The following is a 24,564-nucleotide window of genomic DNA, read 5'->3' on the forward strand; positions in this document are numbered from 1 at the left end:
GTCCCCGCGTTATAGTCGGGTTTTCAAACAATACTGAACTGCCCGGTTTTCCAGCCAGGGCGTTACCGTTCGAGGATTTCCTGATGAAGTTCGAAGGCACCCAGTCCTACGTCGCCACCGACGACCTCAAGCTCGCGGTCAACGCCGCCATCACCCTGCAGCGGCCGCTGCTGGTGAAGGGCGAACCGGGCACCGGCAAGACCATGCTCGCCGAGCAGGTGGCCGAGTCCTTCGGCGCCAAGCTGATCACCTGGCACATCAAGTCCACCACCAAGGCCCACCAGGGCCTCTACGAGTACGATGCGGTAAGCCGCCTGCGCGATTCGCAGCTGGGCGTGGACAAGGTTCACGACGTGCGCAACTACATCAAGAAGGGCAAGCTCTGGGAGGCCTTCGAGGCCCAGGAGAGGGTGATCCTGCTGATCGACGAGATCGACAAGGCCGACATCGAGTTCCCCAACGACCTGCTGCAGGAACTCGACAAGATGGAGTTCTACGTCTACGAGACCAACGAAACCATCAAGGCGAAGCAGCGCCCGATCATCATCATCACCTCGAACAACGAGAAGGAACTGCCCGACGCCTTCCTGCGCCGCTGCTTCTTCCATTACATCGCCTTCCCCGACCGCGAGACGTTGCAGAAGATCGTCGACGTGCACTACCCGAACATCAAGCAGTCGCTGGTCAGCGAGGCGCTGGACATCTTCTTCGACGTGCGCAAGGTGCCCGGCCTGAAAAAGAAACCTTCGACTTCCGAGCTGGTCGACTGGCTGAAGCTGCTGATGGCCGACGAGATCGGCGAAGCGGTGCTGCGCGAACGCGACCCGACCAAGGCGATCCCGCCGCTGGCCGGCGCCCTGGTGAAGAACGAGCAGGACGTGCAGCTTCTCGAGCGCCTGGCGTTCATGAGCCGCCGCGCCAGCCGCTGAGTGCGTCGGCCCTTTCCGGGGAAAGGGCTGCGGGGCGGCACGCCAGACAGCGGAGGAACATCCCATGCTCAGCGGAAGTTGCCTGTGCGGCGCGGTAAGCTATGAAATCGACGCGCCCATCGAGTCGGCCAGTCATTGTCATTGCAGCCAGTGCCGCAAGGCCCACGGCGCGGCGTTCGCCACCTACGGCAAGGTGCGCCGCGAGGCGTTCCGCTATGTCGCCGGAGCGGACGCGGTGGCCGAATACCACTCGTCGCCAGGCGTCACCCGTACCTTCTGCCGCCACTGCGGATCGAACCTGCAGTGGCTTGGCGGCAACGAGGACCCGACGTACACCTCTATTGCCCTCGGCACCCTCGACTCGCCGCTGCCATCGGTAGCGCAGCGGCACATCTACGTGGGTTCGAAAGCCGACTGGTACGTCATCGCCGACGACCTGCCGCAAGAACACCAATACTGACCGGCGCTCGCGCGCCGGGATCAACGGACAACAGACGAGGTCGCAGCCATGCTGCTCAACCTGTTCAACGAAATGCGCGCAGCCAAGGTGCCGGTGTCGGTGCGCGAGCTGCTCGACCTGATCGATGCCCTGAAGCACCGCGTGGTGTTCGCCGACATGGACGAGTTCTACTACCTGGCGCGCACCATCATGGTCAAGGACGAGCGCCACTTCGACAAGTTCGACCGGGCCTTCGGCGCCTACTTCAAGGGCCTGGAGAAGCTCGACGACCACCTCAAGGCGCTGATCCCCGAGGAATGGCTGCGCAAGGAGTTCGAGCGCCTGCTGACCGACGAGGAAAAGGCGCAGATCCAGTCCCTCGGCGGCCTGGACAAGCTGATCGAGGAGTTCAAGAAACGCCTCGAGGAACAGAAGGAGCGCCATGCCGGCGGTAACAAGTGGATCGGTACCGGCGGTACCAGTCCGTTCGGCTCCGGCGGTTTCAACCCGGAGGGCATCCGCGTCGGCGACGCCGGCAAGCGCCAGGGCAAGGCGGCCAAGGTCTGGGACCAGCGCGAATACAAGAACCTCGACGACCAGGTCGAACTGGGTACGCGCAACATCAAGATCGCCCTGCGGCGCCTGCGCAAGTTCGCCCGCGAGGGCGCGGCGGAGGAGCTGGACATCGACGGCACCATCGACCACACCGCGAAGGACGCCGGGCTGCTCAACATCCAGATGCGCCCGGAGCGGCGCAACACGGTGAAGCTGTTGCTGCTGCTGGACATCGGCGGCTCGATGGACGCCCACGTCAAGGTCTGCGAGGAGCTGTTCTCGGCCTGCAAGACCGAGTTCAAGCACCTGGAGTATTTCTACTTCCACAACTTCATCTACGAGTCGGTGTGGAAGAACAACCTGCGCCGCAGCAGCGAACGCACCGCCACCTTCGACCTGCTGCACAAGTACGGTCCGGACTACAAGGTGGTGTTCGTCGGCGACGCGGCGATGGCGCCCTACGAAATCACCCAGGCCGGCGGCAGCGTCGAGCACTGGAACGAGGAAGCCGGTTACGTCTGGATGCAGCGCTTCATGGAGAAGTACAAGAAGCTCATCTGGATCAACCCCTATCCGAAGGACACCTGGAACTACACGGCGTCCACCGGCCTGGTCCGCGAACTGGTCAAGGAACAGATGTATCCGTTGACCCTGAGCGGCCTGGAGGAGGGCATGCGCTTCCTCTCGCGCGGTTGAGCCAACTGCCTGCGGGACCGGCGACAGGCGCGGCGGCACGCAACTTGCCTACCCTGTGTATCCCGTCCGCGCGGTAACAGCGCGGCGCGGCCACCGGTAACGATGGGCACGCCATGATCGACTCGACCTTCTCCCGCGCCACCTGGCTCAACTCGCTGCACATGTCGACCCTCACTCTCTCGCTGCTGGAGAAGGAAGGGTTCGCCCGCGAGCAACTGCTCGAAGGCAGTGGCATCACCCCCGCCGACCTGCTCGACCTGCGGCGCCTGATCAGCCCCTGGCAGGAGCAGCAGGTGTTCGCCAACGCCTGCCGGCTCAGCGACGAGCCGGCCCTCGGCCTGCGCCTGGGACTGCGCACGCGGATTTCCGCCTACGGCCTGCTCGGCTACGCGCTGCTCTCCGCGCCGACCCTCGGCGAGGCGCTGCGCATCGGCCTCAGCTATCCGGTCTTGCTCGGCACCTACTTCCACCTGTCGCTGGAAGTCGCCGACGGCCGCGCCTGGCTGGTGGCCACCGGCTACGGCGAGGACGAGGCGCTGCGGCCATTCAACACCGAGCTTTGCCTGGGCTCGCTGAAGGTCACCTGCGCCGACCTGCTCGGCCAGCCGCTGCCCTTGCTGGAAGCGGCCTTCGACTATGCCGGCGACGAGGCGATGGCGCGGGCCTACGCCGAGGGTTTCGCCTGCGAGTTGCACTTCGAACGCGAGCGCAGCGCCATCGGCTTCGCCGCCGAATGGCTGGAGCGCCCGTTGCCGCTGGCCGACCCGGTGACCCACCGGGAGATGCTGGAACAGTGCCGGCGGCAGAACATCGACCTGGCCGCGCGTCGTGCCTGGCTGGACAAGGTCCGGGCGATCCTCGCCGAGCGCTTGCAGGACCCGCCCGGCCTGGAGGAACTGGCCAGGCGCCTGAACTGTTCGTCGCGCAGCCTGCGCCGGCACCTTCAGCAGCAGCGCACCAGCTACCAGCAATTGCTCGACGAGTTGCGCTTCGCCCGCGCCAAGGAGTTGTTGCAGAGCGGCGACATGCCGATCTACCGGATCGCCGAGGAACTCGGCTTCAGCGAGACCGCCAGCCTGCGCCATGCCTTCCAGCGCTGGAGCGGCCAGCCGCCGAGCCATTTCCGCGCCTGAGCGCTCGCTCAGGCGGAGGGGCTGGTGTCGGCGTGGCGCCGTCGCCGTTCGTCCGCCACCTCACTCAGGGATTTTGCCGCGCCGTCGCCAATCCAGGCCATGAAGGCACGATCGAAGCGGAAGTCGGCGCCGCACAGCCCGACGAGGAAGCGCCGTACGTCCTGGGCGTTGCGCTAGTCGCGGCACACTGCGGTGTCGCGGGTGATGGTGTCGCCGTGCCAGCCGAAGACCATCTGTCGTTTCTCTGCGCGCGCTGGAGCGGGCAGGCCAACGATGGCCTGCCCACGGGCCGTCAGGATGCCGGCTCTTCGATCAGCCGGTCATAGGGCGGCAGGCCGCTGTATTGGCCCAGGGCTTGCTCGTAGGCGTTCTTCAGGTCGTCGGCGGCGAGGTCGTAGCCGACCAGCAACTGTTCGAGTTCAGCGGCGTTCTGCGGGTCGTCGTTCTGCAACTGCGCGTCGAGTTCGCGGGTGCGCGCGGCGACGCACTGGATCGCCACCATCAGGGTCTGGGGTTTCAGGTTCATGGTTCACTCCTAGAGCCCGCGGGCTTTTTCCCATTGGCGGCGGATGGCGTTGCGCACGAAGTTGTCCAGTTGGCCCATGAGGACCTCCCGGTACATCGGCTTGGCCGGCATGATGGTGTAGTGGGTGGCTTGCAGGCGCTTGTTGTAGCTGTCCTGCTTCACCTTAAGGTCCGGCGGGATGTCGGTGCCGTCGGGTATCACGAAGTCGCCGTCGGCGCGGCGCAGCACGCCGGCGCGGTCGAACACCGAGGTGCCGCCGGTGTCCGGGGCGTAGAGGCCGTCGCGGCCGGCGACGATGTCCGGCGCGCGGGCGGGGACGCCAGGGGTGTTGGGGCTGTCGAAGGTCGGATGCAGCAGCGGGGCGACTTCCGCAGTCTCGGCGAGTTCCTTGTCGGGACGCAGGTAGCGACCGATGTCGCCGTCGTAGTTGGCCTTGAATACCGCCCGGTAGAGGGTGAGGCTGGTTTTCTCGTAGTCGTAGGACATGCGTGGACTTCCCTGTGGGTTGCGTTCGCGGCGCCGCGGGTGCGCGGCATCGCTACCGGCCACCGTCCTTGTGGCGCCATCGGCGAGCAGGATAACAGCCGTGGGCGGATCCGCCAGGGGCAGGCGACGACCGTCGCCCGGGAGGCTCAAGGCCTGGCCGCGCCGTGCAGGTAATGGCGGATGCGCACCTCCACGCCGGCGCTCTGGAAGCGCCGGGCGGCGGCCTCGACCCGCAACTCGCCGCGGGTCACCCGCTGGTGGTGGCGCAGGTGTTCCAGCCAGGATTCGTCGATGAAGAACTCCAGCCACAGGCGACGGTTGCCGCTGTCCTGGACCAGCCCCCAGGACACCGCGCCGTTGCGCCGACGCATGGCGCGCACCTCGACCATCGCCGCCTGGAATGCCGCGGCGTCCTGTGGGTCGATGTCGTACTCGAGGGTGACCATCACCGGGCCGCGTTCCTGGTCCACCTCTTCGTCGACCAGTGGTGCCGGCCAGTGCAGCGACGGCGCGAGGTCCTCGGCCTCGGTGACCGGCAGCCGGCAGCGCAGCGACGCGAACAGGCCGAGCAGCAGCGCGGCGCTGGCGCAGAGCAGGGCGAAGGTGATCGACAGGTGGCTGGCGACCAGACCCCACAGGGCGCCGCCGGCGGCCATGCTGCCGAAGAACACCAGGATGTAGACCGCCAGCGCGCGGGCGCGGACCCAGGCCGGCACGGAGGTCTGCGCGGCGACCTGCAGGCTGGAGAGCACGGCGATCCATGCCGCGCCGCTGAGCAGCATCACCGGCACCAGCAAATAGAGGTTGCGCAGCAGCGCCAGGGCCACCAGCACCAGTGCGTAGAGCACGCTGGAGAGCAGCACCAGGCGGTCGCTGCCGAGGCGTTCGCGCAGGCGCGGCAGGAACGCGGCGCCGAGCACCGCGCCGACGCCGACGCTGCCCAGCAGCAGGCCGAAGTCCATGGCGTTGCCATGCAGTTCGCCGCGCACGATCAGCGGCAGCAGCGACATGCCGGCGCTGGCGCCGAGGAAGAACGCCACCGCGCGCACCAGCACCGATTGCAGTGGCCTCGAGCTGCGGCTGTAGCGCCAGCCGGCGCGCAGGGCGCCGAACAGGCGTTCCGCCGGCAGCACCGAGGGCACGGCCTCGCGTTTCCAGGCCAGCAGCACGGCGATCACCGCGAAGAAGGAGAGGGCGTTGAGGGCGAAGGTCAGCCAGGGGCCGACCAGGCTCACCAGCACCCCGGCGATGGCCGGTCCGACCGCCCGCGCCAGGTTGACCCCGACACTGGACAGCGCCACCGCCGCCGGCAGTTCGTCCTTGCCCACCAGTTCCGGAGTGGTGGCGCTCCAGGCCGGCATCATCAGAGCGGTGCCGATGCCCATGCACAGGGTCAGGCCGAGCAGCAGCCAGACGCTGGTCAACTGGAGCAGGGTGAGGCTGGCCAGCAGGGTGGCCACCAAGGCCATCCACAATTGCACGCCGAGCAGGTAGCGGCGCTTGTCGACGATATCGGCGAGGGCGCCGGCCGGCAGGGCCAGGAAGAACATCGGCAGCGATCCGGCGACCTGCACCAGGGCCACGTTCAGCGGGCTGGCGGAGAGCGAGGTCATCAGCCAGCCGGCGCCCACCTCGTGCATCCAGGTGCCGATGTTCGAGGCGATGCTGGCCAGCCATAGCCAGCGGAAGGTGGCTTGGCGCAGGGGACTCCAGGGTGAGGCGGCGGGTGCGGTCATGGTCAGAGCGAGCCTTTGAGTGGGTATTCGACGATCAGGTAGAGGCGGTCGATGTCGTCGCCGGCCTGGGCCGCGTTGGCCCGGTGGCTGAGGTGCGAGACGTTCAGCGAGAGGTCCTTGAGCGGGCCCGAGGCGAACAGGTAGCGCAGGTCGAGGTCGCGCTCCCAGTGCTTGCCGCCGCTGCCCTGCAAGGGCCGGTAGCGGCCATCGGCGCCCAGCGGGTTGTAGGCGCCGCCGGCCGGCGCATGGCTGCCGTCGATGGCGCGGCCGCTGACGTAACGCGCCATGAAGCTCAGCCCCGGCAGGCCGAACGGGGCCAGGTCGAGGTCGTAGCGGGCCTGCCAGGAGCGTTCGCCGGGACCGTTGAAATCGGCGTACTTGATCGAGTTGGCGAGGTAGATGGAGTCACCTCCGACGAAGTCGAACGGCGTATCCCCATGGACACGCTGGTAGGCCAGGGAGAAACCCTGTGCGCCGACGCGGTACTTCAGTTGCAGGCTGTAGGCCAGGGTGTCGATCGCGCCGGCCCGGCTGCGGCCCTGGTCGCGCGTGCGATAGAGGTTGCCATCCAGGCTGAACGCGGCACGTTGCAGGTTCATGTTGAGATAGACCTGGCGCCAGACGTTGTCCAGTTGCGCCGCGAACAGCGAGCCGCTCAGGTTGTCGCTGGCCGCTAGGCTGGCGCCGGCGAAGCCGATGGCGCTGCCGGCGGTGCTCGCGCCGTAGCCGTCGAAGTCGCCATGGCCGGAGCTGGAGGCCTGTTCCTTGAAGGCGGTGAAGCGCCCGGCCTGGATCCGCACGCGGTCGAGGTCGTCGCTCTGCAGGAAGAAGCCCCTGGCGTACTGGGGTTGCAGGCGCTTGTCGCTGGTATCGAAGACCGGGGTCTCGACGGTCATCTCGCCGACCTTGAGCAGGCTCTCGCCGAGCCGCAGCTTGAGTGCGGCTCCGGCGTCGGAATACTCGCTGGCGTTATCGCCGGATGAGTCCAGCGGCAACAGGCCGGTGCCGGCATGGCCACGTCCGCCGTCGAGCTTGAAGCCGGCGAAGCCGTGGAGATCGAGGCCGAAACCGACGCGGCCGGGAGTATAGGCCGACTCCAGGTCGGCGATCAGGCCGTGTGCCCATTCCTTGCGGTAGCCGCGCCCGGCGTCCGCGCGGCGATAGTCGTTGTAGAGGAAGTAGTTGCGGTTGAGCAGGCGCCACTCCAGGTAGTCGGGCGCCTTGGCTTCCTGTGTCGCGGCGTGGCACGGCGAGGTGCCGCCCAGCGCCAGGAAAAGGGCCAGGCGGCCGACCGGTCGAACGCGGATCATCGGGAAAACTCCGGGCGAGGCGGGCCGCGAAGGGCCCGCCCGGGTACGTCAGAAAGCGAAGCAGGAACAGCCGAATGCGCCCCAGAAACCCTGGAAGTCGCTCACCGGTACGTTGGAGTGGCGCGCGCGGTTGTGCTCGTGGGCGTGTACCGCGCAGGCACCGACGCACTGGTGGACCTGGGCGGTCAGCGGCGCGCCTTGCCGCCAGTGGCCGGGTACCTTGGCCACCGGCGACCAGTCCGGCAGCACCGGCGGCGCCGGCGGACCGAGCTTGTCGAACTCGGCGGCGGCATAGACGACCTTGCCGTCGACCACCGTGAGCACCGACTCGATCCACTTGATGGCCTCTTCCTCGACGCCGAAGAAGTCCGCCGACAGCGCCGCCAGGTCGGCGAGCTGGCCAACCTTGATCTGTCCTTTCTTGCCCTGCTCGCTGGAGAACCAGGCGCTGCCGTGGGTGAACAGCTGCAACGCGGTTTCCCGCGGCAGGCCCTGCGGATACAGGGCCATGCCGCCGACGGTGCGACCGCTGACCAGCCAGTACAGCGAGGTCCAGGGGTTGTAGCTGGAGACCCGGGTGGCGTCGGTGCCGGCACCCACCGGCACGCCCTCGGCGAGCATGCGCTGGATCGGCGGCGTGGCCTCGGCGGCCTTGGCACCGTAGCGGTCGACGAAGTACTCGCCCTGGAAGGCCATGCGGTCCTGGATCGCGATGCCGCCGCCGAGTGCCCGCACCCGCTCGATGTTGCACGGGGTGATGGTCTCGGCGTGGTCGAAGAACCAGGGCAGGCCGTTGAACGGAATGTCGCGGTCGACCTTCTCGAACACGTCGAGCATCCGCGAGATCGATTCATCGTAGGTGGCGTGCAGGCGGAACGGCCAGCGCTGCTCCACCAGGTGGCGGACCACCGGCTCCAGCTCCTGCTCCATGGTCTGCGGCAGGTCAGGGCGCGGTTCGAGGAAGTCCTCGAAGTCGGCGGCGGAGAACACCAGCATCTCGCCGGCGCCGTTGTGGCGGAAGAAATCGCTGCCCTGGCCGTACTTGACGCTGCCGGTCCAGTTCTTGAAGTCGGCGAGTTCTTCCTTCGGTTTCTGGGTGAACAGGTTGTAGGCGATGCGTACGGTGAGCTGGCCCTGGTCGGCCAGTTCGCGAATCACCTGGTAGTCGTCCGGGTAGTTCTGGAAGCCGCCGCCGGCGTCGATCGCGCTGGTCAGGCCGAGGCGGTTGAGTTCGCGCATGAACTGGCGGGTGGAGTTGACCTGGTACTCCAGCGGCAGCTTCGGTCCCTTGGCCAGGGTGGCGTAGAGAATCATCGCGTTGGGCCGGGCGATCAGCATGCCGGTGGGTTCGCCGCTGCTGTCGCGGACGATCTCGCCGCCGGGCGGGTTGGGCGTGTCCTTGGTGTAGCCGACCACGCGCAGGGCGGCGCGGTTGAGCAGGGCGCGATCGTACAGGTGGAGGACGAACACCGGGGTGTCCGGCGCGGCCTTGTTCAATTCCTCCAGGGTCGGCATGCGCTTCTCGGCGAACTGGAACTCGTTCCAGCCGCCGACCACCCGCACCCACTGGGGGCTGGGCGTGCGTTCGGCCTGGTTCTTGAGCATGCGCAAGGCGTCGGCCAGGGAGGGCACGCCTTCCCAGCGCAGCTCCAGGTTGTAGTTGAGGCCACCGCGGATCAGGTGCAGGTGCGAGTCGTTGAGACCGGGGATCACGGTGCGCTTCTGCAGGTCGATCACCTGGGTGGCGCTGCCGCGATGGAGCATCGCCTCGGCGTCGTTGCCGACGGCAAGGAACTTGCCGTCCTTGATCGCCACGGCGGTGGCGGTGGGGTTGTCGCGGTCCACGGTGTGGAAACGGCCGTTGTGCAGGATCAGGTCGGCGGTCATGGAACCTCCTGGGTTGCTTGCGGGAGAAAGGCTGGCGGCGTTGGCGAAGGGCAGGGCGGACCACAGGACTCCGGCGGCGCCCAGCACCGAACTGGTAGTGAGGAAATGGCGGCGGTCCTTGCTCGGCGGATCGTGGCTCATGGCGTGCTCCTGGCAGCGGGGCGGAATCGGTCAGCGAGGGCGGCGGCGAGAGAGGCCACCGGACAGGATAGGTGCGGCGGAAAACGTACGGGACGAAAGAGCGGTTTTCCCGAATGACGCATCCTCCTGCAAGCGCAACTTGCTGGTGGTCGATAGCAAGTAAGGCGCGAGACATGTCCTGAACTTCATGGGGGCTTTTTCTTATAGGGCGGACTGTCGATTCTGCTAGCTGGTAATCCTTCTTTTATTGTCTCTGTGTGCGCTTTTTGTATGGATGTGTCGAATATTTTGAATATCGCCGTTCAACTTTATCCGGGGCCGCAGTTCAGTGATTTATTTTCTCGAAAAGTTTGTTTTTTCCAATATTCATGCTTCATAGTCTGGCCGGCCACGGGAAATTATCTGTTGGCCCGCGTGCTGTTGTGCGCAACAGCTGGAATTCATCGTTCGTTGTCAGGAAACAATCATGAGCCACTATCTCGAAGTTCTAACTCCGCAGAACAGCCAGATCATCTTCATCGACCAGCAGCCACAGATGGCATTCGGCGTACAGTCCATCGATCGCCAGACGCTGAAGAACAACGTAGTGGGCCTGGCCAAGGCGGCGAAGGTATTCGACATCCCGGTCACCATCACCACGGTGGAAACCGACAGCTTCTCCGGCCCGACCTATCCGGAGCTGCTGGCGGTGTTCCCCGAGCAGAAGATCCTCGAACGCACCTCGATGAACTCCTGGGACGACCAGAACGTGCGCGACTCGCTGGCCGCCGCGGGCCGCAAGAAGGTCGTGGTCGCCGGGCTGTGGACCGAGGTCTGCAACACCACCTTCGCCCTCTGCGCCATGCTCGAGGGCGGCTACGAGATCTACATGGTGGCCGATGCCTCGGGCGGCACCTCCAGCGACGCCCACAAGTACGCCATGGACCGCATGGTCCAGGCCGGCGTGGTACCGGTGACCTGGCAGCAGGTCCTGCTGGAGTGGCAGCGCGACTGGGCCCGCCGGGATACCTACGACGCCGTGATGGCCATCGCCAAGGAGCATTCCGGGGCCTACGGCATGGGCGTGGACTACGCCTACACCATGGTGCACAAGGCGCCCGAGCGGGTGACCCACGGCGAACGCATCGGCCCGAATCCGGCCAAGTGAATGCCGGCCGTGCCGCTCCGGTCCGCCGGGCGGCACGGCCGCGAAGGAGAACGAAGATGAAGCTCTACGTATTGTCGCTGGGCGCCGGACTGTTGGTGGGGATCGTCTACAGCCTGCTGCAGGTGCGTTCGCCGGCTCCGCCGCTGGTGGCGCTGGTGGGGTTGCTCGGCATCCTGCTCGGCGAGCAGGTCATCCCGGTCGGCAAGCAATTGCTCGGCGGTTGCGCGTTCGCCTCGGCCTGCGACAAGGCGGGTTCGGTCGGCCATGTGCTGGGGCAACTACCGGGTCGGCATCGCCTCGACCAGGCCGCTGGCCCGTCGGAAAAGGAAAAGGGTTGAGCGTTATATCATCGAGTAACAGCGCAGTAATCTGGTAGTTATCTTCGTCGGTTAGATTTCCCCGGAACGGCTCCCTCGGATTAATCTCTGGGGGAGCTTTCGTGCGTCGTTTTTCGCGTCGAGAGAAAAGTGTCACGAGATCATCAGGCGCATGGAATCAGGGGGAGTCATGACTGTTGCCATAGACAGAACAAAGGGCGACCAATCCACGCCAGGGAACATCATAAGGGGAGAAGGGTACGCCTTGATTCGCAATAGTGAGGCGACTCCCGATCCGGACAAGGTGATCCATATTCCTTGTGCCGATTCGTTTTCCGTCATCGTGCAGTTGCGCGATTTCAATTCCCATCGTCTCTGGAATGGAAACAAACTGGTTTTCGATGGCGGACATCCACGGAAAAGTATCTCCATCGCCTATCTTGGCGATGAAATAAAGTGCCAGCACCGGACAACTTACGACAATGTCCGCTTCATGTTGCCGCGCGCTTCGATAAAGGAGTTTCTCTACGAAGAAGGGCAACGCGCGTCCGCCGAGCCGGAGCGGATCATCGGTGTCGACGATCCGGTGGTCTATCACCTGGCGCTGGCGCTGCTGCCCAGCTTCGCCAGGGCGGGCGAGCGCAACGAACTGTTCATCGAGCAGGTCATGCTGGCGCTGTTGACCCACGTTCAGGATCGCTTCGCTTCGACCCAGGTCCCGGTCTGCACCGGCAAGGGCCTGGCGCCCTGGCAATTGCGCAGGGCCAAGGAGCTGATCGCCGGGCATCTGGCCGAGGGCGTGTCGGTGGCGCGCCTGGCCGAGGAGTGCGGGCTCTCGCGCAGCTATTTCACCAAGGCCTTCAAGTGCAGCACCGGTGTTTCGCCCCACGAATGGCTGATGCGCATGCGCGTCGACCGGGCCAAGGAGCTGATGCTGGGCAGCGACGAACCGCTTTCGCAGATCGGCGTCGCCTGCGGCTTTTCCGACCAGCCGCATTTCTCGCGGATCTTTCTCCGGCTGGCCGGTGCCTCGCCCTCGACCTGGCGTCGGGTCAAGCGGCAGCGCACCGACGCAGCGCTGTGAACCGCGACCGTGCGTGACGGACGGTACGGAAGCCGCCGGATGCTCGGCTAGAATGCCCTGGCTTCGGCGGTCGCCATCGGCCGCCCACTTCGCAACGGAACAGGGAATCGCAGATGAAAGCAGTACGCCAGGGTCGCGGCGTAACGGGGTTGCTCATGCTCCTGGCGCTGGCCGGGTGCAGTTCGCGGTCGGCGGAGCCGCCGCCGCCCAACCCCGACGAAGTACGGGCGAAGATCGTCCGCCTGATGCCGGCCACGGTGCGCGATCGCCAAGGGTGGGCCAGCGATATCTACGCGGCCTTTTCCGCCCAGCAGATCTACCCCAGCGACGAGAATCTCTGTGCGGTGCTGGCGGTGACCGAGCAGGAGTCCACCTACCAGGTCGACCCGCCGGTGGCCGGCCTGGGCAGGATCGCCACCCGCGAGGTCGAGCGTCGTGCCGGCAAGCTGCACGTGCCGGCGTTCCTGGTCAGCTCAGCGCTGAATATCAAGTCGCCCGATGGCCGCACCTACAGCCAGCGCCTGGCCGCGGCGCGCACGGAGAAGGAACTGAGCGAGACATTCGACGATTTCATCGCCATCGTGCCCATGGGCGGCAAGCTGTTCGGCGGCTTCAACCCGGTACACACCGGCGGGCCGATGCAGGTCAGCATCGCTTTCGCCGAGCAGCACGCGGACGGCTATCCCTATCCGCTGGACGGCAGCATCCGCCGCGAGGTGTTCAGCCGGCGCGGCGGCATGTATTTCGGCATCGCCCACCTGCTTGGCTATCCGGCGGACTACCCGGCGCCGCTGTACCGCTTCGCCGACTTCAACGCCGGCTGGTATGCCAGTCGCAACGCCGCGTTCCAGAGCGCGGTGAGTCGCGTCTCGGGGATTCCGCTGGCGCTGGATGGCGATCTGATCCGCTACGGCACGCGCACGCCGGGCTCCACCGAACTGGCCGTGCGCAGCCTCGGCAAGCGCCTGGACATGAGCGACGCGGCGATCCGCCGGGCGCTGGAGCAGGGCGACAGCCCGGAGTTCGCCGACAGCGCGCTGTACCGCAAGGTCTTCGCCCTGGCCGAAAGCGCCACCGGCAAGACATTGCCCCGCGCCGTGCTGCCGGGGATCGCCCTGGAGAGCCCGAAGATCACCCGCAAGCTGACCACCGCCTGGTTCGCCAAGCGCGTCGACGAACGCTACCAGCGCTGCATGGCGCGCGTGCGGAAACGCTGAGTCCATCGTCGCGCGGGTCGAACCTGGCGCCGCCGCGGGAGTCTGCCGTCCTGTCAGCCAAGCTCATGGAGAAGCAGCGTATGAAGACCCGATACAGCGCCGAGGCACCGGCGCGCGACGAACTGGACCGGCTCGCCGGTCCGACGCTGGTGGAGTTCGGTACCGACTGGTGCGGCCATTGCCAGGCCGCCCAGCCGCTGCTGGCGGAAGTATTCAGCGACTACCCGGAGGTCGGCCACCTGAAGGTCGAGGACGGTCCCGGGCGCCGCCTGGGGCGCTCGTTCCAGGTCAAGCTGTGGCCGACCTTCGTCTTTCTTCGCGACGGCCGGGAGGTGGCGCGGGTGGTCCGCCCCGGCAGCGCCAGCGTGCTGGAAGAAGCGTTCGAGAGCCTGGTCGGCGAGGGCTGAGGACCCGGCCCGCGGGCCGGGCGGCGTTCAGGCCGGCATCGCGTGATCCACCTGTTCGCGGATCTCCTGGTAGCGCAGTTCCATCAGCTTGCGCTGCTCGCGCCGGGCCAGGGCCTGGGCGTAGCGGCGTTTCTCGATCGCGGTCTCCGGTTCCAGCGGACGCACCGCCACCGGCCGGCGCTGGTCGTCCATCGCCACCATGGTGAAGAAGCAACTGTTGGTATGGCGCACGGTGCGCTCGTGGATGTTCTCGGTCATCACCTTCACCCCGACCTCCATCGAAGTGCGCCCGGTGTAGTTCACCGAGGCGAGGAAGGTCACCAGTTCGCCGACATGGATCGGCTCGCGGAAGATCACCTGATCCACCGACAGGGTCACCACGTAGCGTCCGGCGTAGCGCTTGGCGCAGGCAAAGGCCACTTCGTCGAGGAGCTTGAGCAGCGCGCCGCCGTGGACGTTGCCGGAGAAGTTCGCCTTGTCGGGGGTCATGAGCACGCTCATGGTCAGTTGGTAGCTGCCAGGTTCCATCGTTCACCTATCACGCAAGTTGGTCACGGGCCATTGCAGTGGGCCGGCGGCCGCTCTGCGGCGGCCTCTGGCGATAGGGTAGGGAGAAACGCCGGCGCGATTAGCACCGCAGTCGACAATGGTGTTTTCCGCGAAACGGGCTTGCGGCGCCGCTCCGTATGCGCCAAGGGCTAGTCGCGGGAGCCGCCGCGTCCTTCCCGGCTGGCATCCATCCAGCGCAGCACTTCTTCGCCGAACTCCGGTGGCGCGATACGCCCCACCCGGCGTACCAGGTCGAGGATGGTCTGCTGGGCCAGCGCTTCTTCCATGCGCTTCTGCGCGGTGAGCATCACCGCGTGGATCGAGCAGGTGTTGCGGGTCGCCCAGGAAGGCGGGTTGCCTTCGAAGATCGCGCAGCGCTCGCGGACCTCGCGGCATTCGAAGATCGATTTGTCGCCGTCGATGGCGCGGACCACGTCGAGCACGCTGATTTCGTTGGCCGGCCGTGCCAGGCGGAAGCCACCGCGCACGCCTTCGGTGGCAGCCACCAGGCCGGCCTTGGCCAGGCGGGTGAAGACCTTGGCCAGCAGTTCCGGCGGCACGCCCTGCAACTCGGCGAGGGTGCGTACGCTGGACTCGCGGCTGTCGCCTTTCTCGTCGGCGAGGAACAACAGGCAGTGGATGCCGTATTCGACGCCGGCGCTATAGAGAGCCATCACTAACTCCGATAGAAATATTCGCAATATTCTGCGCGGTTTTCAGGTCGCTCACAAGGACAGGTCGTTCGCTGTCTTCCGCCTCGAAGCGCTCTATCTCCGATCCTTTTCGTATGTTTTCGACGTCTTTTCCTCTCTTTCACGGCGAGGGGCGATTGCCTGTCGGAACGCTTTTCGGGGATTGATCTTCTTAACTACGACAAATATAGTCGTAGTTACGGAGAGGCTTTTCTCCGGATATCCCGTCCTTTCCCTCCAGGAGCCCCCAATGAAACAACGTATCCTGATCGTCGGTGCCGGATTCGCCGGCATGTGGAGCGCGCTGAGCGCAGTGCGCCAGCTCGACCGCCAGGGCCGCGACGACGTCGAGGTCGCGGTGCTCGCGCCGCAGCCCGAGCTGCGCATCCGCCCGCGTTTCTACGAGCCTGACGTGCAGCGCATGGCGGCGCCGCTGGGCGAATTGTTCGCCGCGGTCGGCGTGCGTTTCGTGCAGGGCAGCGCGCAGCGCATCGACGTGGCCGGCAAGTGGGTGGAGTACCGCGATGCCGAGGGCACGCTGGCGCAACTGGACTACGACCGCCTGGTGCTGGCGGCCGGCAGCGGCGTGTGGCGTCCGGCGAGTGTCGTCGGCATCGACGCTGCCTTCGATGTCGACCAGTTGGAAGACGCCCTGCGCCTAGAGGCACACCTGCATGCCCTGCGCGACTTGCCGGATTCACCGGCACGCAACACCGTGGTGGTCGCCGGCGGCGGCTTCACCGGCATCGAGACCGCCACCGAGATGCCGGCGCGCCTGCGGGCGATCCTCGGCGAGAAAGCGGCGCTGCGAGTGATCGTGGTCGACCGCGGCGCCGCCATCGGCGCATCGATGGGCGCGGACCTGAGCGGCTTGATCGCCGAGGCCTCGGCGGAACTGGGCGTGGAGTGGTGCCTGGGGCGTTCGGTGGCGGCGGTGGATGCCGAGGGCGTGACGCTCGACGACGGCCAGCGGATCGAGGCGAAGACCGTGGTCTGGACCGTGGGCGTGCGGGCCAGCACCCTGACCGGGCAGATTCCGGGCGAGCGCGATGCCCAGGGTCGCCTGCATGTCGACCGCAACCTCAAGGTGCTCGGTCTCGACGATGTCTACGCCACCGGCGACGTGGCCCGCGCGGCTACCGACGACCTCGGCAACCATGCCCTGATGACCTGCCAGCACGCCATCGCCCTGGGTCGCTCGGCCGGCAATAACGTGGCCGCCGACCTGCTCGGCGTCGAGCCGATTCCCTACAGCCAGGTGAAGTACGTGACCTGTCTCGACCTCGGCGGCTGGGGCGCGGTGTTCACCGAGGGCTGGGACCGCCAGGTACGGTTCGTGCGCGAGGAGGGCAAGAAGATCAAGACCGAGATCAATGGCGTGTGGATCTACCCGCCGGCGGCGGACCGCGCCGTGGCGCTGGCGGCGGCCGACCCGCTGATTCCGGTGGTGGCGTAGGGCGATTTTCCCTCACCCCAACCCTCTCCCGCAGGCGGGAGAGGATGCCGTGCAGCGTAGAGGGATGCAGCGGCGCGCGGATGCCTGGCTTCCGGTAGGGCGAATAACCGCGAAGCGGTTATCCGCCGTTGCCTCGGTTCTCTTGGGAGCGTGCGTCTTCAGCGCTGGCGTTCCACCGCCGGACGGGCGAGCAGAAGGCGCAACGAGGCCCCCAGCGTTTCGCCATGACCCAGGCCGTCGAGCGGCTGGAAGTCCAGCGTGAGCCCGGCAACCCGGCGCAGGTCATCTACCAGCCGCGCCATCGCCTGGCCCGGCTCGGCTTTCAGCGAGCCGCGCGGGCTGGCCGGTTCGGCGCTGCCGCGCCAGAGCAGGAGTTCCGCGCGCTTTCCGCGCAGGCGCTGTTCGAGCCCCGCTCGTTCGCCGAGGATCGCCCCGTCGCGCCACCACAGCGACGGGCTGGCCGCGGCGTAGCGGGCGAACTCGCCGGGACGGGTGAACAGTGCGTGGAGCACCAGCAAGCCGCCGTAGGAGTGTCCCCAGAGGGTTTGTCGCGCAGTGTCCAGGGGCGCCTGCGCCGCCACGGCCGGGCGCATGCCGTCGCGCAGCAGGTCGAGGAAGGCGTCGGCGCCACCGCTGGGCAGGCCGTTGAGCGGGTCGCGCTGATCGGCCTGGCCGGGACTCGCGGGGGTGTAGTCGAAGGTACGCCCGGCGCGGTCGATGCGCAGCGGCGTGCGGTAGCCGATGGCGACCAGCAGCGGTGCGTCGCCGTCGGCCAGGCGTCTCAGGGTTGACTCGTCGAGGGCGCCGACGGCGGCGTTGCCGTCGAGCATCCAGACCACCGGGTAGCCGGCGGCGGGCGGTGCCTGCAGCGGTCGGCCGAGCCACAGCCGGTAATGCCGCTGGCCATCGACGGAGTCCAGGTCCACGGCGCTGAAGCGATAGGGCAGGTCCTGGCGTTGCAGCAGGCTGCGGTCCATGGTCGCCTCGGGGTCCGGTTGCGCCAGCGGCGCGCCGCCGGGCAGGGCCGCCGCCAGGGCGAGGCCCAGGGCGGCGACGAGCAGGGAGGTTCTCATCAGGCTTTCTCGTTATGGCTCAGAACGACGCGGTCAGGCTGGTATAGAAGGTCCGTCCGGGCTCGTTGTAGGTCGCCGCGCCGGCCCCGTCGATGCCGACCACGCCCTGGGCATTGCCGGCGCGGAACAGGCGCTTGTCGAACAGGTTGTCGACGCCGGCGCCGAGGCTCAGGTTCTTGCTCAACCGATAGGTGCCGCCGAGGCCGGCGATGGCGTAGGGCGAGAGCTGGTCGTTGGCGCTGCCGGTGACACGGTCGCCGTGATAGTCGTATTTCTTCGGCTTCTGCTTGCCGTACCAGGTGACCGTGGCTTGCAGCGAGAGGTCGTCGGTGGCCTGCCAGTCGAGCATCGAGTTGAGGGTGTAGCGCGGCGTCACCGAGAGCACGTCGCCGGTTTCCTTGTTCTTCGATTGCAGCATGTAGGTGAAGTTGTTGCTCCACTTCAGGCCGTCGGCCAGGGGCAGGGTCAGGGTGCCTTCGAGGCCCTCGACCACCGCCTTGGGCACGTTCTCCCACTGGTAGATCGCCGCGTTGGCGTAGTCGCCCTTGCCGCCGCTGGCGTGGTCGACCGGTGACAGGCCGGATTCGATCTTGTTCTTGTAGTCGTTGCGGAAGTAGGTCAGCCCCGCTACCAGGCCGTCGTGGCTGTACTCGATGCCCAGTTCCTTGTTCACGCTGGTCTCGGCCTTGAGGCCGTCGTTGCCGCGCAGGTAGCAACTGGTGCTTTGCCCGTAGCAACCCTGGCCACGGCTGTAGAGCAGGTAGTCGGGGTTCAGCTGGTACAGGTTGGGGGCCTTGTAGGCGCGGGCGATACCGGCCTTCAGGGTGACCCGCTCGGTGAGCGCGTGGGACAGGTTCAGCGATGGGCTCCAGTTGTCGCCGACGATGTCGTGGTGGTCCCAGCGCAGGCCTGGGGTGAGCATGGTGCCGGGCATCAGCTCGATGTTGTCCTCGGCGAACAGCGAGAAGATCCGCGCTGAGGAACTGCTGCTGCGGTTCTTTCCGGCGAGACCGGGGATCGAGCCGCCTTCCTCGGTGTTCTGGGTGTTGGAGCTGGGGTCGTCGAGCTTCTGCTCGGTCCACTCGCTGCCGAGGGTCAGGGTCTGCTCGTAGCCCAGGTGCAGCGGCAGGTTGACCTCGCCGTGGGCGGTCAGGTCGCGCAGGGTGGCGGTGTAGAAGCCGGCGTTGTTGGGGTCGAAGATACCTTCGGTGCCGCCGGCCAGGCCTTCGTTGATCCGGCTGTTGCGGGTCTTCTCGTACTGCAGGTAGGCCAGCGAGCTGCCGAAGTCCCATTCGCCGCGATGGGTGACCGAGTAGGTCTCGCGGTACATGCGGTTGGTCTCGTGGCCGAGCATCTGCTTCACGTAGTTGTTGCTGTTGGTGTTCTGCGTGTCGCCGGTGTAGATGTTGCCCTGGCGGCTGAAGCCGGCCTCGAACTCGAGGGTCTGCTCGGGCGTCAGGCGCCAGCTGAGCAGCCCGTCGATGTCCTTGTTGCGCACGCCTTCGCGACCGGCGGGGAGGGTGCCGGCCTGCTTGCCGGTGCGATTGGATTCGTGGCCGGCGTTGATGTCCCAGTCGTCCGAGTCGGTCTTGGCGATGTTGCCGTAGACGCGGTAGCTGAGGTTTTCCGTGAGCGGCCCGTTGAGACCGAAGCTCATCCGTTCGCTGGCGCCTTCGGCCTTGTGTTGCGGGAAATTGCTGTAGACGCTGAGATTACCGTGGGTTTCCGCGCCGGCCTGCTTGGTGATGATGTTCACCACGCCGCCCGCCGCGCCGTTGCCGTAGCGCGCCGCCGCCGGGCCGCGGATCACTTCGATGCGCTCGACCTGGTCGGCCGGCACCCAGTTGGTGTCGCCGCGGCTGTCGCGCTCGCCGCGCCAGCCGTAGCGCACCGAGTTGCGCGAGCTGACCGGCTTGCCGTCGACCAGGATCAGGGTGTTCTCCGGGCCCATGCCGCGGATGTCGATCTGCCGGTTGTTTCCACGCTGGCCGCTGGAGCTGTTGCCGGTCAGGTTGACCCCCGGCATGGTCCGGATGATCTGCGACAGGTCGTTGCTCGGCGGTCGCTTGGCGATGTCCTCGGCGGTGATGATGGAAACCCCCGGCGCCTGCTTGGTTTCCTCCTGGGCGGTGGCGACCACGGTCTGCTCGCCCAGCTCGATGACGGAGCCGTCGCCCTGGCCGGCGGCGTGTACGGCGTTGGCGAGCAGGCAACTGGACAGCAGCAGGAAGGGAACGGCGGGAAGGGCGCGTGAGGACATCGGTGATCTCCGGGCAATGCAGCGAAATGCAAGAGATCACAAATGATATTGATTGTTATTTGAGAGTAAAGCGCATTAACTTTCTAAACACTTCGCCCTCAGGCGGCCGCCGGCAGCCACAGGTGCAGGCACAATCCGGGCTTGCCGTTGCTGGCCCAGAGCCGGCCGCCCTGTAGCTCGATGGCGCGCCGGGCGATCGCCAGGCCGAGGCCGAAACCTTCGCTGGCGCTATCGTCCAGGCGCTGGTAGGGGAGGAAGATGCGTTCCAACTGGTCTTCCGCCACGCCAGGGCCCTGGTCCTGCAGGCGCAGGTGCCAGAAGTCGCCCTCGCGCTCGCCGTCGAGGCTGACCGTGCCGTCCTCGGGCGAGTGACGGATGGCGTTGCGCAGGAGGTTTTCCATGGCCTGGGCCAGGCTGTCCAGGTGTACCTCGACGCGACAGTCGACGCCCAAGCGGCAGGGTAGCCGCGCCGGGTCCCAGCCGCTTTCGAAACAGGCGTCATCGCGCAGCGCTTCCCACACCGACAGCGCCAGCACCGGCTCGGTGGGCAGTTGCGGGCGCTCGGTGTCCATCCAGGCGAGGTCGAGGGTGTCTTCCAGCAGTCGTTGCATGTCGCCGATTTCGCGATCCAGGCGCTGGCGCAACTGTTCCGGCGGTAGCTCGCTGTCGTGGGCGATGCGCAGGCGCGCCAGCGGCGTGCGCAGTTCGTGGGACAGGGTGCGCAGCAGCAGGCGCTGCTGGGCGAGACTCAGGCGCAGGCGCTCGGCCATGTGCTCCAGGGCCTGGGCCAGCTCGCCCAGTTCGTCGCGGCGGGCCGCCAGCGGTGCGGCGAGGGGAGTGCTTTCCAGTTCGTCGGCGCGCAGGGCGTCGGCGCGATCGCGCAAGCGGTTCAGCGGCACCACCAGGTGGCGATAGAGCAGCAGGCCGAGCAGGGCGGCCAGCAGGGTCGGGACTATGCCGTGGGTGACCAGGTGGGTCCAGGGGGTCAGCCCGCCGGGCAGCAGGCGCTCCGGTAACTGGATTACCAGCCGGCCCTGCTCGGGATGTCCGGGGAACTCGATGCTGACGTACGGCAGTTCGTCCTGCAGGCGCCGGCTCATCGGCCAGTCGAGCTTGCGCATGAAGGTCAGGTGGCTCGACTCCTCGGCGCTTAGCGGCGTGCTGCCGAGGCTTTCCAGGTGCGGTCCGACCAGCGCCACCCAGGTATCTTCCTTCGCCGACAGTTCCTTGCGGAAGCGTTCGGCGCCCGCGGCACCCTCGCTGCGCCAGGCATCCTCCGCCTGCCGCGCGTAGTCCGCCAGGTAGCTGCGGTCGGCCGGGGCGAGGAAGTAGGTGCTGCGCTCCACCGACAGGCCCCAGGTGTAGATCAGCCAGGTCAGCAGCAGGCAGAAGCCGACCTGCAGCAGCGCCAGTTTCCATAACAGCGGGTGCCTGCGCATCAGGGGTGTTCCGTCTCCACCAGCAGGTAGCCCTGGCCGCGTACCGCCTGGATCTGCAGGTGACGGACGGCGACCGCGGCGAGTTTGCGCCGCAGGTTGCAGACGTGCACGTCGAGACCGCGGTCGAGGCGCGTGTAGCTGCGGTGCAGCACGCTCCGGTAGAGGAACGGCTTGCTCAGCGCCTCGCCAGCGTGTTCGCGGAGCGTCGCCAGGAGGCGGTACTCGGATGGCGTCAGCCCCGCCGGAAGGCCCTGATGGAGCACATCCTGGGCCTGGTCGTCGAACACCAGCCGGGTATCCCGCCGCTGCGCCGACGGCAGGCGGTCCAGTCGTACGCGGCGCAGCAGGGCGTCGGTGCGGGCATCCAGCTCGGCCAGGCTGAACGGCTTCGGCAGGTAGTCGTCGGCGCCGCGGGTGAAGCCGCTGATGCGATCCTGTTCGGCGCCCAGGGCCGACATCAGCATCACCGGCGTGGCCTGCTCGCGGCGCAGCGACTCCAGCAGCGCCAGGCCGTCGAGGCCGGGTAGCATGATGTCCAGCAACACCAGGTCGAACGCTTCGCGCCCGGCGGCTTCCAGTCCGTGCGAGCCATCGCCGCAGACGGTTACGCGGAAGCCGCGCCGGCGGAAATGCGCGTCGAGATCCTCGCGTAGGCGCGGGTCGTCTTCGACCAGCAGCAGGCGGGGAGATGGGATTGAAATATGAGAATGATTCACGTTCGTGAATATCTCATTTTTGCCGGGTATCGGGCAATGGGCCAATGCGCCGCAGCGTGCTCGGAGCGGAAATACTTTTCGACAAAGCCGTCGTTGCTTCGGCTTTGGTTCTGGCTTAGGGTCGGCGGGTCCGCAGGAGGCGGGCAGGAGTGTCGTGGCTATTGGCCAGCCTTTCGCGACGGCACTGGGTTGTACGATCATCTGGCGCGCTGCTGGCGCGTTGTTCGGGCCGCCCGCCGCAGGTGACTATCAAGGAAGATTCCCCATGCTGTTCTCCCAACACACCCGCCTGGTACACGTGGACTCCCCGCTGGGACCCGAGGTCCTGCAACTGCAACGGCTGGAGGGTCGCGAAGAGCTGGGCCGGCTGTTCAGCCACGAGCTCGAACTGGTCTCGAGCAATCCCGCCTTGCCTCTGGATGCCCTGTTGGGCAAGCCGATGAGCCTCGCGCTGGAACTCCCCGGCGGCAGCCGGCGGTATTTCCACGGCATCGTCGCGCGCTGTAGCCAGGGCGCCGGCGCCGGCCAGTTCGCCAGCTACCAGGTCACCCTGCGGCCCTGGCTGTGGCTGCTGACGCGCACCTCCGACTGCCGCATCTTCCAGAACCAGAAGGTCCCGGACATCATCAAGCAGGTGTTCCGCGACCTTGGCTTCTCCGACTTCGAGGACGCCCTGAGCCGCTCCTACCGCGAGTGGGAATACTGTGTGCAATACCGCGAGACCAGCTTCGATTTCGTCAGCCGGCTGATGGAGCAGGAAGGCATCTACTACTGGTTCCGCCACGAAAAGAAGCGCCACATCCTGGTGCTCTCCGATGCCTACGGCGCGCACCACAGCCCGGCCGGCTACACCAGCGTGCCCTATTACCCGCCGAGCCTCGGCCATCGCGAGCGCGACCACTTCTTCGACTGGCACATGGCGCGCGAGGTCCAGCCCGGCTCGCTGAGCCTCAACGACTACGACTTCCAGCGTCCCGGCACCCGCCTGGAAGTGCGCTCCAATGTCGGGCGCGCCCATGCCGCGGCCGACTACCCGCTCTACGACTACCCTGGCGAGTATGTGCAGAGTCAGGACGGCGAACACTATGCACGGACCCGCATCGAGGCGATCCAGACCCAGTACGAGCGAGTTCGCCTGCGGGGATGCGCCAGGGGTATCGGGGCGGGCCATCTGTTCCACCTGAGCAACTACCCGCGCCTGGACCAGAACCGCGAATACCTGGTGGTTGGCGCCGAGTACCGGGTAGTCCAGGAACTCTACGAGACCGGTAATGGCGGGGGCGGCGCGCAGTTCGAGAGCGAGCTGGACTGTATCGACGCCGGCCAGGCTTTCCGCCCCTTGCCGTCGACCCCGGTGCCGGTGGTGCGCGGCCCGCAGACCGCGGTGGTGGTCGGGCCCAAGGGCGAGGAGATCTGGACCGACCAGTATGGCCGGGTCAAGGTGCATTTCCACTGGGACCGCCACGACCAGTCCAACGAGAACAGCTCCTGCTGGATGCGCGTCTCGCAGGCCTGGGCCGGGAAGAACTGGGGCTCGATCCAGATCCCGCGGATCGGCCAGGAAGTGATCGTCAGCTTCCTCGAAGGCGACCCGGACCGGCCGATCATCACCGGGCGGGTCTACAACGCCGAGCAGACGGTGCCCTACGAGCTGCCGGCGAACGCTACCCAGAGCGGCACCAAGAGCCGTTCGAGCAAGGGCGGCACGCCGGCCAACTTCAACGAGATCCGCATGGAGGACAAGAAGGGCGCCGAGCAGTTGTTCATCCATGCCGAGAGGAACCAGGACATCGAGGTCGAGAACGACGAGACCCACTGGGTCGGCCACGACCGGACCAAGACCATCGACCACGACGAGACGGTGCATGTGAAGCACGATCGCACCGAGACCGTGGACAACAACGAGACCATCACCGTGCATGCCAACCGCAGCAAGACGGTCGACCGCAACGAGACGGTCAGGATCGGCATGAACAAGACGGAAACCATCCTCATGGCCTCGTTGCAGAACGTCGGCATGGGGCGCATGGAAAACGTCGGGCTCGGCTACAGCCTGAACGTCGGCATGATGATGAACACCGTGGTCGGGCTGAACCAGAGCACCCAGGTGATGAAGAAGAAGACCTTGTCGGTGGGCGATAGCTACGAAGTGAGCGTGGGCGGCAGCGACGATGGCTCTAAGATCACCCTGGACGGTCAGAGCATCACCCTCGGCAGCCAGCGCATCGAGCTGACCGCCGACCGCGAGATCCTCTTGCGCTGCGGCCAGAGCACGATCCGCCTGACGCCGGGGGAGATCGAGATCCTCTCGCCCAATGTCGATATCAACTGTTGAGCGGCGGGCGGATGTCCTGTCGCGGCTTTTCCCA

At 66.7% G+C, this 24,564-nt stretch carries 23 protein-coding genes; 11 read left to right on the plus strand and 12 right to left on the minus strand.

Annotation, left to right across the window (positions count from 1 at the left end; genetic code table 11):
• The first annotated feature begins 83 nt into the window (after positions 1-83).
• The 4 genes from ACYAF3_RS22830 to ACYAF3_RS22845 all read left to right on the plus strand — a co-directional run bounded on the left by ACYAF3_RS22830 (position 84) and on the right by ACYAF3_RS22845 (position 3,752).
• Complete coding sequence (locus ACYAF3_RS22830) at positions 84-929, plus strand: AAA family ATPase (RefSeq protein WP_023115280.1); 846 nt, start codon at positions 84-86, stop codon at positions 927-929.
• 64 nt (positions 930-993) lie between these two features.
• On the plus strand, positions 994-1,389 hold the full coding sequence (locus tag ACYAF3_RS22835; RefSeq protein WP_003101529.1) for a GFA family protein: 396 nt from the start codon (positions 994-996) through the stop codon (positions 1,387-1,389).
• Positions 1,390-1,437: 48 nt separating this feature from the next.
• Positions 1,438-2,619 carry a vWA domain-containing protein gene (locus ACYAF3_RS22840; protein WP_003101527.1) on the plus strand — a complete coding sequence of 394 codons (1,182 nt, stop codon included), beginning with the start codon at positions 1,438-1,440 and terminating at the stop codon, positions 2,617-2,619.
• A 113-nt stretch (positions 2,620-2,732) separates the two neighbouring features.
• A complete protein-coding gene (locus ACYAF3_RS22845; protein ID WP_003101519.1) occupies positions 2,733-3,752 on the plus strand; it encodes an AraC family transcriptional regulator in 1,020 nt (339 codons plus the stop codon).
• An 8-nt stretch (positions 3,753-3,760) separates the two neighbouring features.
• Here the strand turns inward: ACYAF3_RS22845 and ACYAF3_RS22850 are convergent, their stop codons facing one another.
• The 6 genes from ACYAF3_RS22850 to ACYAF3_RS22875 form a co-directional block, all read right to left on the minus strand.
• The gene (locus tag ACYAF3_RS22850; RefSeq protein ID WP_307736771.1) at positions 3,761-3,889 is read right to left on the minus strand and encodes a DUF6434 domain-containing protein; all 129 of its coding nucleotides are present in this window, start codon (positions 3,887-3,889) and stop codon (positions 3,761-3,763) included.
• A gap of 155 nt (positions 3,890-4,044) precedes the next feature.
• Positions 4,045-4,278 carry a type IV secretion system immunity protein Tsi2 gene (gene tsi2, locus ACYAF3_RS22855; protein ID WP_003114383.1) on the minus strand — a complete coding sequence of 78 codons (234 nt, stop codon included), beginning with the start codon at positions 4,276-4,278 and terminating at the stop codon, positions 4,045-4,047.
• Between the two features lie 9 nt (positions 4,279-4,287).
• On the minus strand, positions 4,288-4,764 hold the full coding sequence (gene tse2, locus ACYAF3_RS22860) for a type VI secretion system effector Tse2 (RefSeq protein ID WP_128669709.1): 477 nt from the start codon (positions 4,762-4,764) through the stop codon (positions 4,288-4,290).
• A 146-nt stretch (positions 4,765-4,910) separates the two neighbouring features.
• Entirely contained in the window at positions 4,911-6,500 is a 1,590-nt protein-coding gene (locus tag ACYAF3_RS22865) for an MFS transporter (protein ID WP_003101515.1), read from the minus strand.
• A gap of 2 nt (positions 6,501-6,502) precedes the next feature.
• Positions 6,503-7,810, minus strand: coding sequence for an OprD family porin (locus ACYAF3_RS22870; protein WP_023116922.1), 1,308 nt, complete (start codon positions 7,808-7,810; stop codon positions 6,503-6,505).
• 48 nt (positions 7,811-7,858) lie between these two features.
• Positions 7,859-9,697, minus strand: a complete 1,839-nt coding sequence (locus ACYAF3_RS22875; RefSeq protein ID WP_003119472.1) for an amidohydrolase — start codon at positions 9,695-9,697, stop codon at positions 7,859-7,861.
• A 607-nt stretch (positions 9,698-10,304) separates the two neighbouring features.
• Between ACYAF3_RS22875 and ACYAF3_RS22880 the strand changes: the two genes are divergently transcribed.
• From ACYAF3_RS22880 to ACYAF3_RS22900, 5 genes are all read left to right on the plus strand, one after another.
• Positions 10,305-10,985, plus strand: coding sequence for a hydrolase (locus ACYAF3_RS22880; RefSeq protein ID WP_003090561.1), 681 nt, complete (start codon positions 10,305-10,307; stop codon positions 10,983-10,985).
• Between the two features lie 56 nt (positions 10,986-11,041).
• Positions 11,042-11,323, plus strand: coding sequence for a XapX domain-containing protein (locus ACYAF3_RS22885; RefSeq protein ID WP_003101509.1), 282 nt, complete (start codon positions 11,042-11,044; stop codon positions 11,321-11,323).
• A 169-nt stretch (positions 11,324-11,492) separates the two neighbouring features.
• On the plus strand, positions 11,493-12,386 hold the full coding sequence (locus ACYAF3_RS22890; RefSeq protein WP_003119473.1) for a helix-turn-helix domain-containing protein: 894 nt from the start codon (positions 11,493-11,495) through the stop codon (positions 12,384-12,386).
• 113 nt (positions 12,387-12,499) lie between these two features.
• Entirely contained in the window at positions 12,500-13,603 is a 1,104-nt protein-coding gene (locus tag ACYAF3_RS22895) for a DUF1615 domain-containing protein (protein WP_003119474.1), read from the plus strand.
• 80 nt (positions 13,604-13,683) lie between these two features.
• On the plus strand, positions 13,684-14,010 hold the full coding sequence (locus tag ACYAF3_RS22900) for a thioredoxin family protein (RefSeq protein WP_003101499.1): 327 nt from the start codon (positions 13,684-13,686) through the stop codon (positions 14,008-14,010).
• Between the two features lie 27 nt (positions 14,011-14,037).
• Here ACYAF3_RS22900 and ACYAF3_RS22905 read toward each other — a convergent pair whose 3' ends face one another.
• Together ACYAF3_RS22905 and ACYAF3_RS22910 are read right to left on the minus strand one after the other, a co-directional pair.
• Positions 14,038-14,538, minus strand: coding sequence for an acyl-CoA thioesterase (locus ACYAF3_RS22905; protein WP_003090555.1), 501 nt, complete (start codon positions 14,536-14,538; stop codon positions 14,038-14,040).
• Between the two features lie 170 nt (positions 14,539-14,708).
• The gene (locus tag ACYAF3_RS22910) at positions 14,709-15,233 is read right to left on the minus strand and encodes an RrF2 family transcriptional regulator (RefSeq protein ID WP_003090553.1); all 525 of its coding nucleotides are present in this window, start codon (positions 15,231-15,233) and stop codon (positions 14,709-14,711) included.
• A 268-nt stretch (positions 15,234-15,501) separates the two neighbouring features.
• Between ACYAF3_RS22910 and ACYAF3_RS22915 the strand changes: the two genes are divergently transcribed.
• Positions 15,502-16,707, plus strand: a complete 1,206-nt coding sequence (locus ACYAF3_RS22915; RefSeq protein ID WP_003122579.1) for an NAD(P)/FAD-dependent oxidoreductase — start codon at positions 15,502-15,504, stop codon at positions 16,705-16,707.
• A gap of 158 nt (positions 16,708-16,865) precedes the next feature.
• Here the strand turns inward: ACYAF3_RS22915 and pfeE are convergent, their stop codons facing one another.
• The 4 genes from pfeE to ACYAF3_RS22935 all read right to left on the minus strand — a co-directional run bounded on the left by pfeE (position 16,866) and on the right by ACYAF3_RS22935 (position 22,195).
• Complete coding sequence (gene pfeE / locus ACYAF3_RS22920) at positions 16,866-17,780, minus strand: ferric enterobactin esterase PfeE (protein WP_003090549.1); 915 nt, start codon at positions 17,778-17,780, stop codon at positions 16,866-16,868.
• A 19-nt stretch (positions 17,781-17,799) separates the two neighbouring features.
• A complete protein-coding gene (pfeA, locus tag ACYAF3_RS22925; RefSeq protein ID WP_003090548.1) occupies positions 17,800-20,040 on the minus strand; it encodes a siderophore enterobactin receptor PfeA in 2,241 nt (746 codons plus the stop codon).
• 98 nt (positions 20,041-20,138) lie between these two features.
• Positions 20,139-21,479: a two-component system sensor histidine kinase PfeS gene (pfeS, locus tag ACYAF3_RS22930; protein WP_096067435.1), complete on the minus strand. Its 1,341-nt coding sequence runs from the start codon at positions 21,477-21,479 to the stop codon at positions 20,139-20,141.
• Positions 21,479-22,195, minus strand: coding sequence for a response regulator transcription factor (locus ACYAF3_RS22935; RefSeq protein WP_003101494.1), 717 nt, complete (start codon positions 22,193-22,195; stop codon positions 21,479-21,481). The genes pfeS and ACYAF3_RS22935 overlap by 1 nt, the downstream gene beginning before the upstream one ends.
• 265 nt (positions 22,196-22,460) lie before the next feature.
• Here ACYAF3_RS22935 and ACYAF3_RS22940 point away from each other — a divergent pair, with 265 nt between their 5' ends.
• Complete coding sequence (locus ACYAF3_RS22940; protein ID WP_003158481.1) at positions 22,461-24,530, plus strand: type VI secretion system tip protein TssI/VgrG; 2,070 nt, start codon at positions 22,461-22,463, stop codon at positions 24,528-24,530.
• Positions 24,531-24,564: the final 34 nt, after the last annotated feature.

It is taken from the genome of Pseudomonas sp. TZ252, assembly GCF_056110345.1.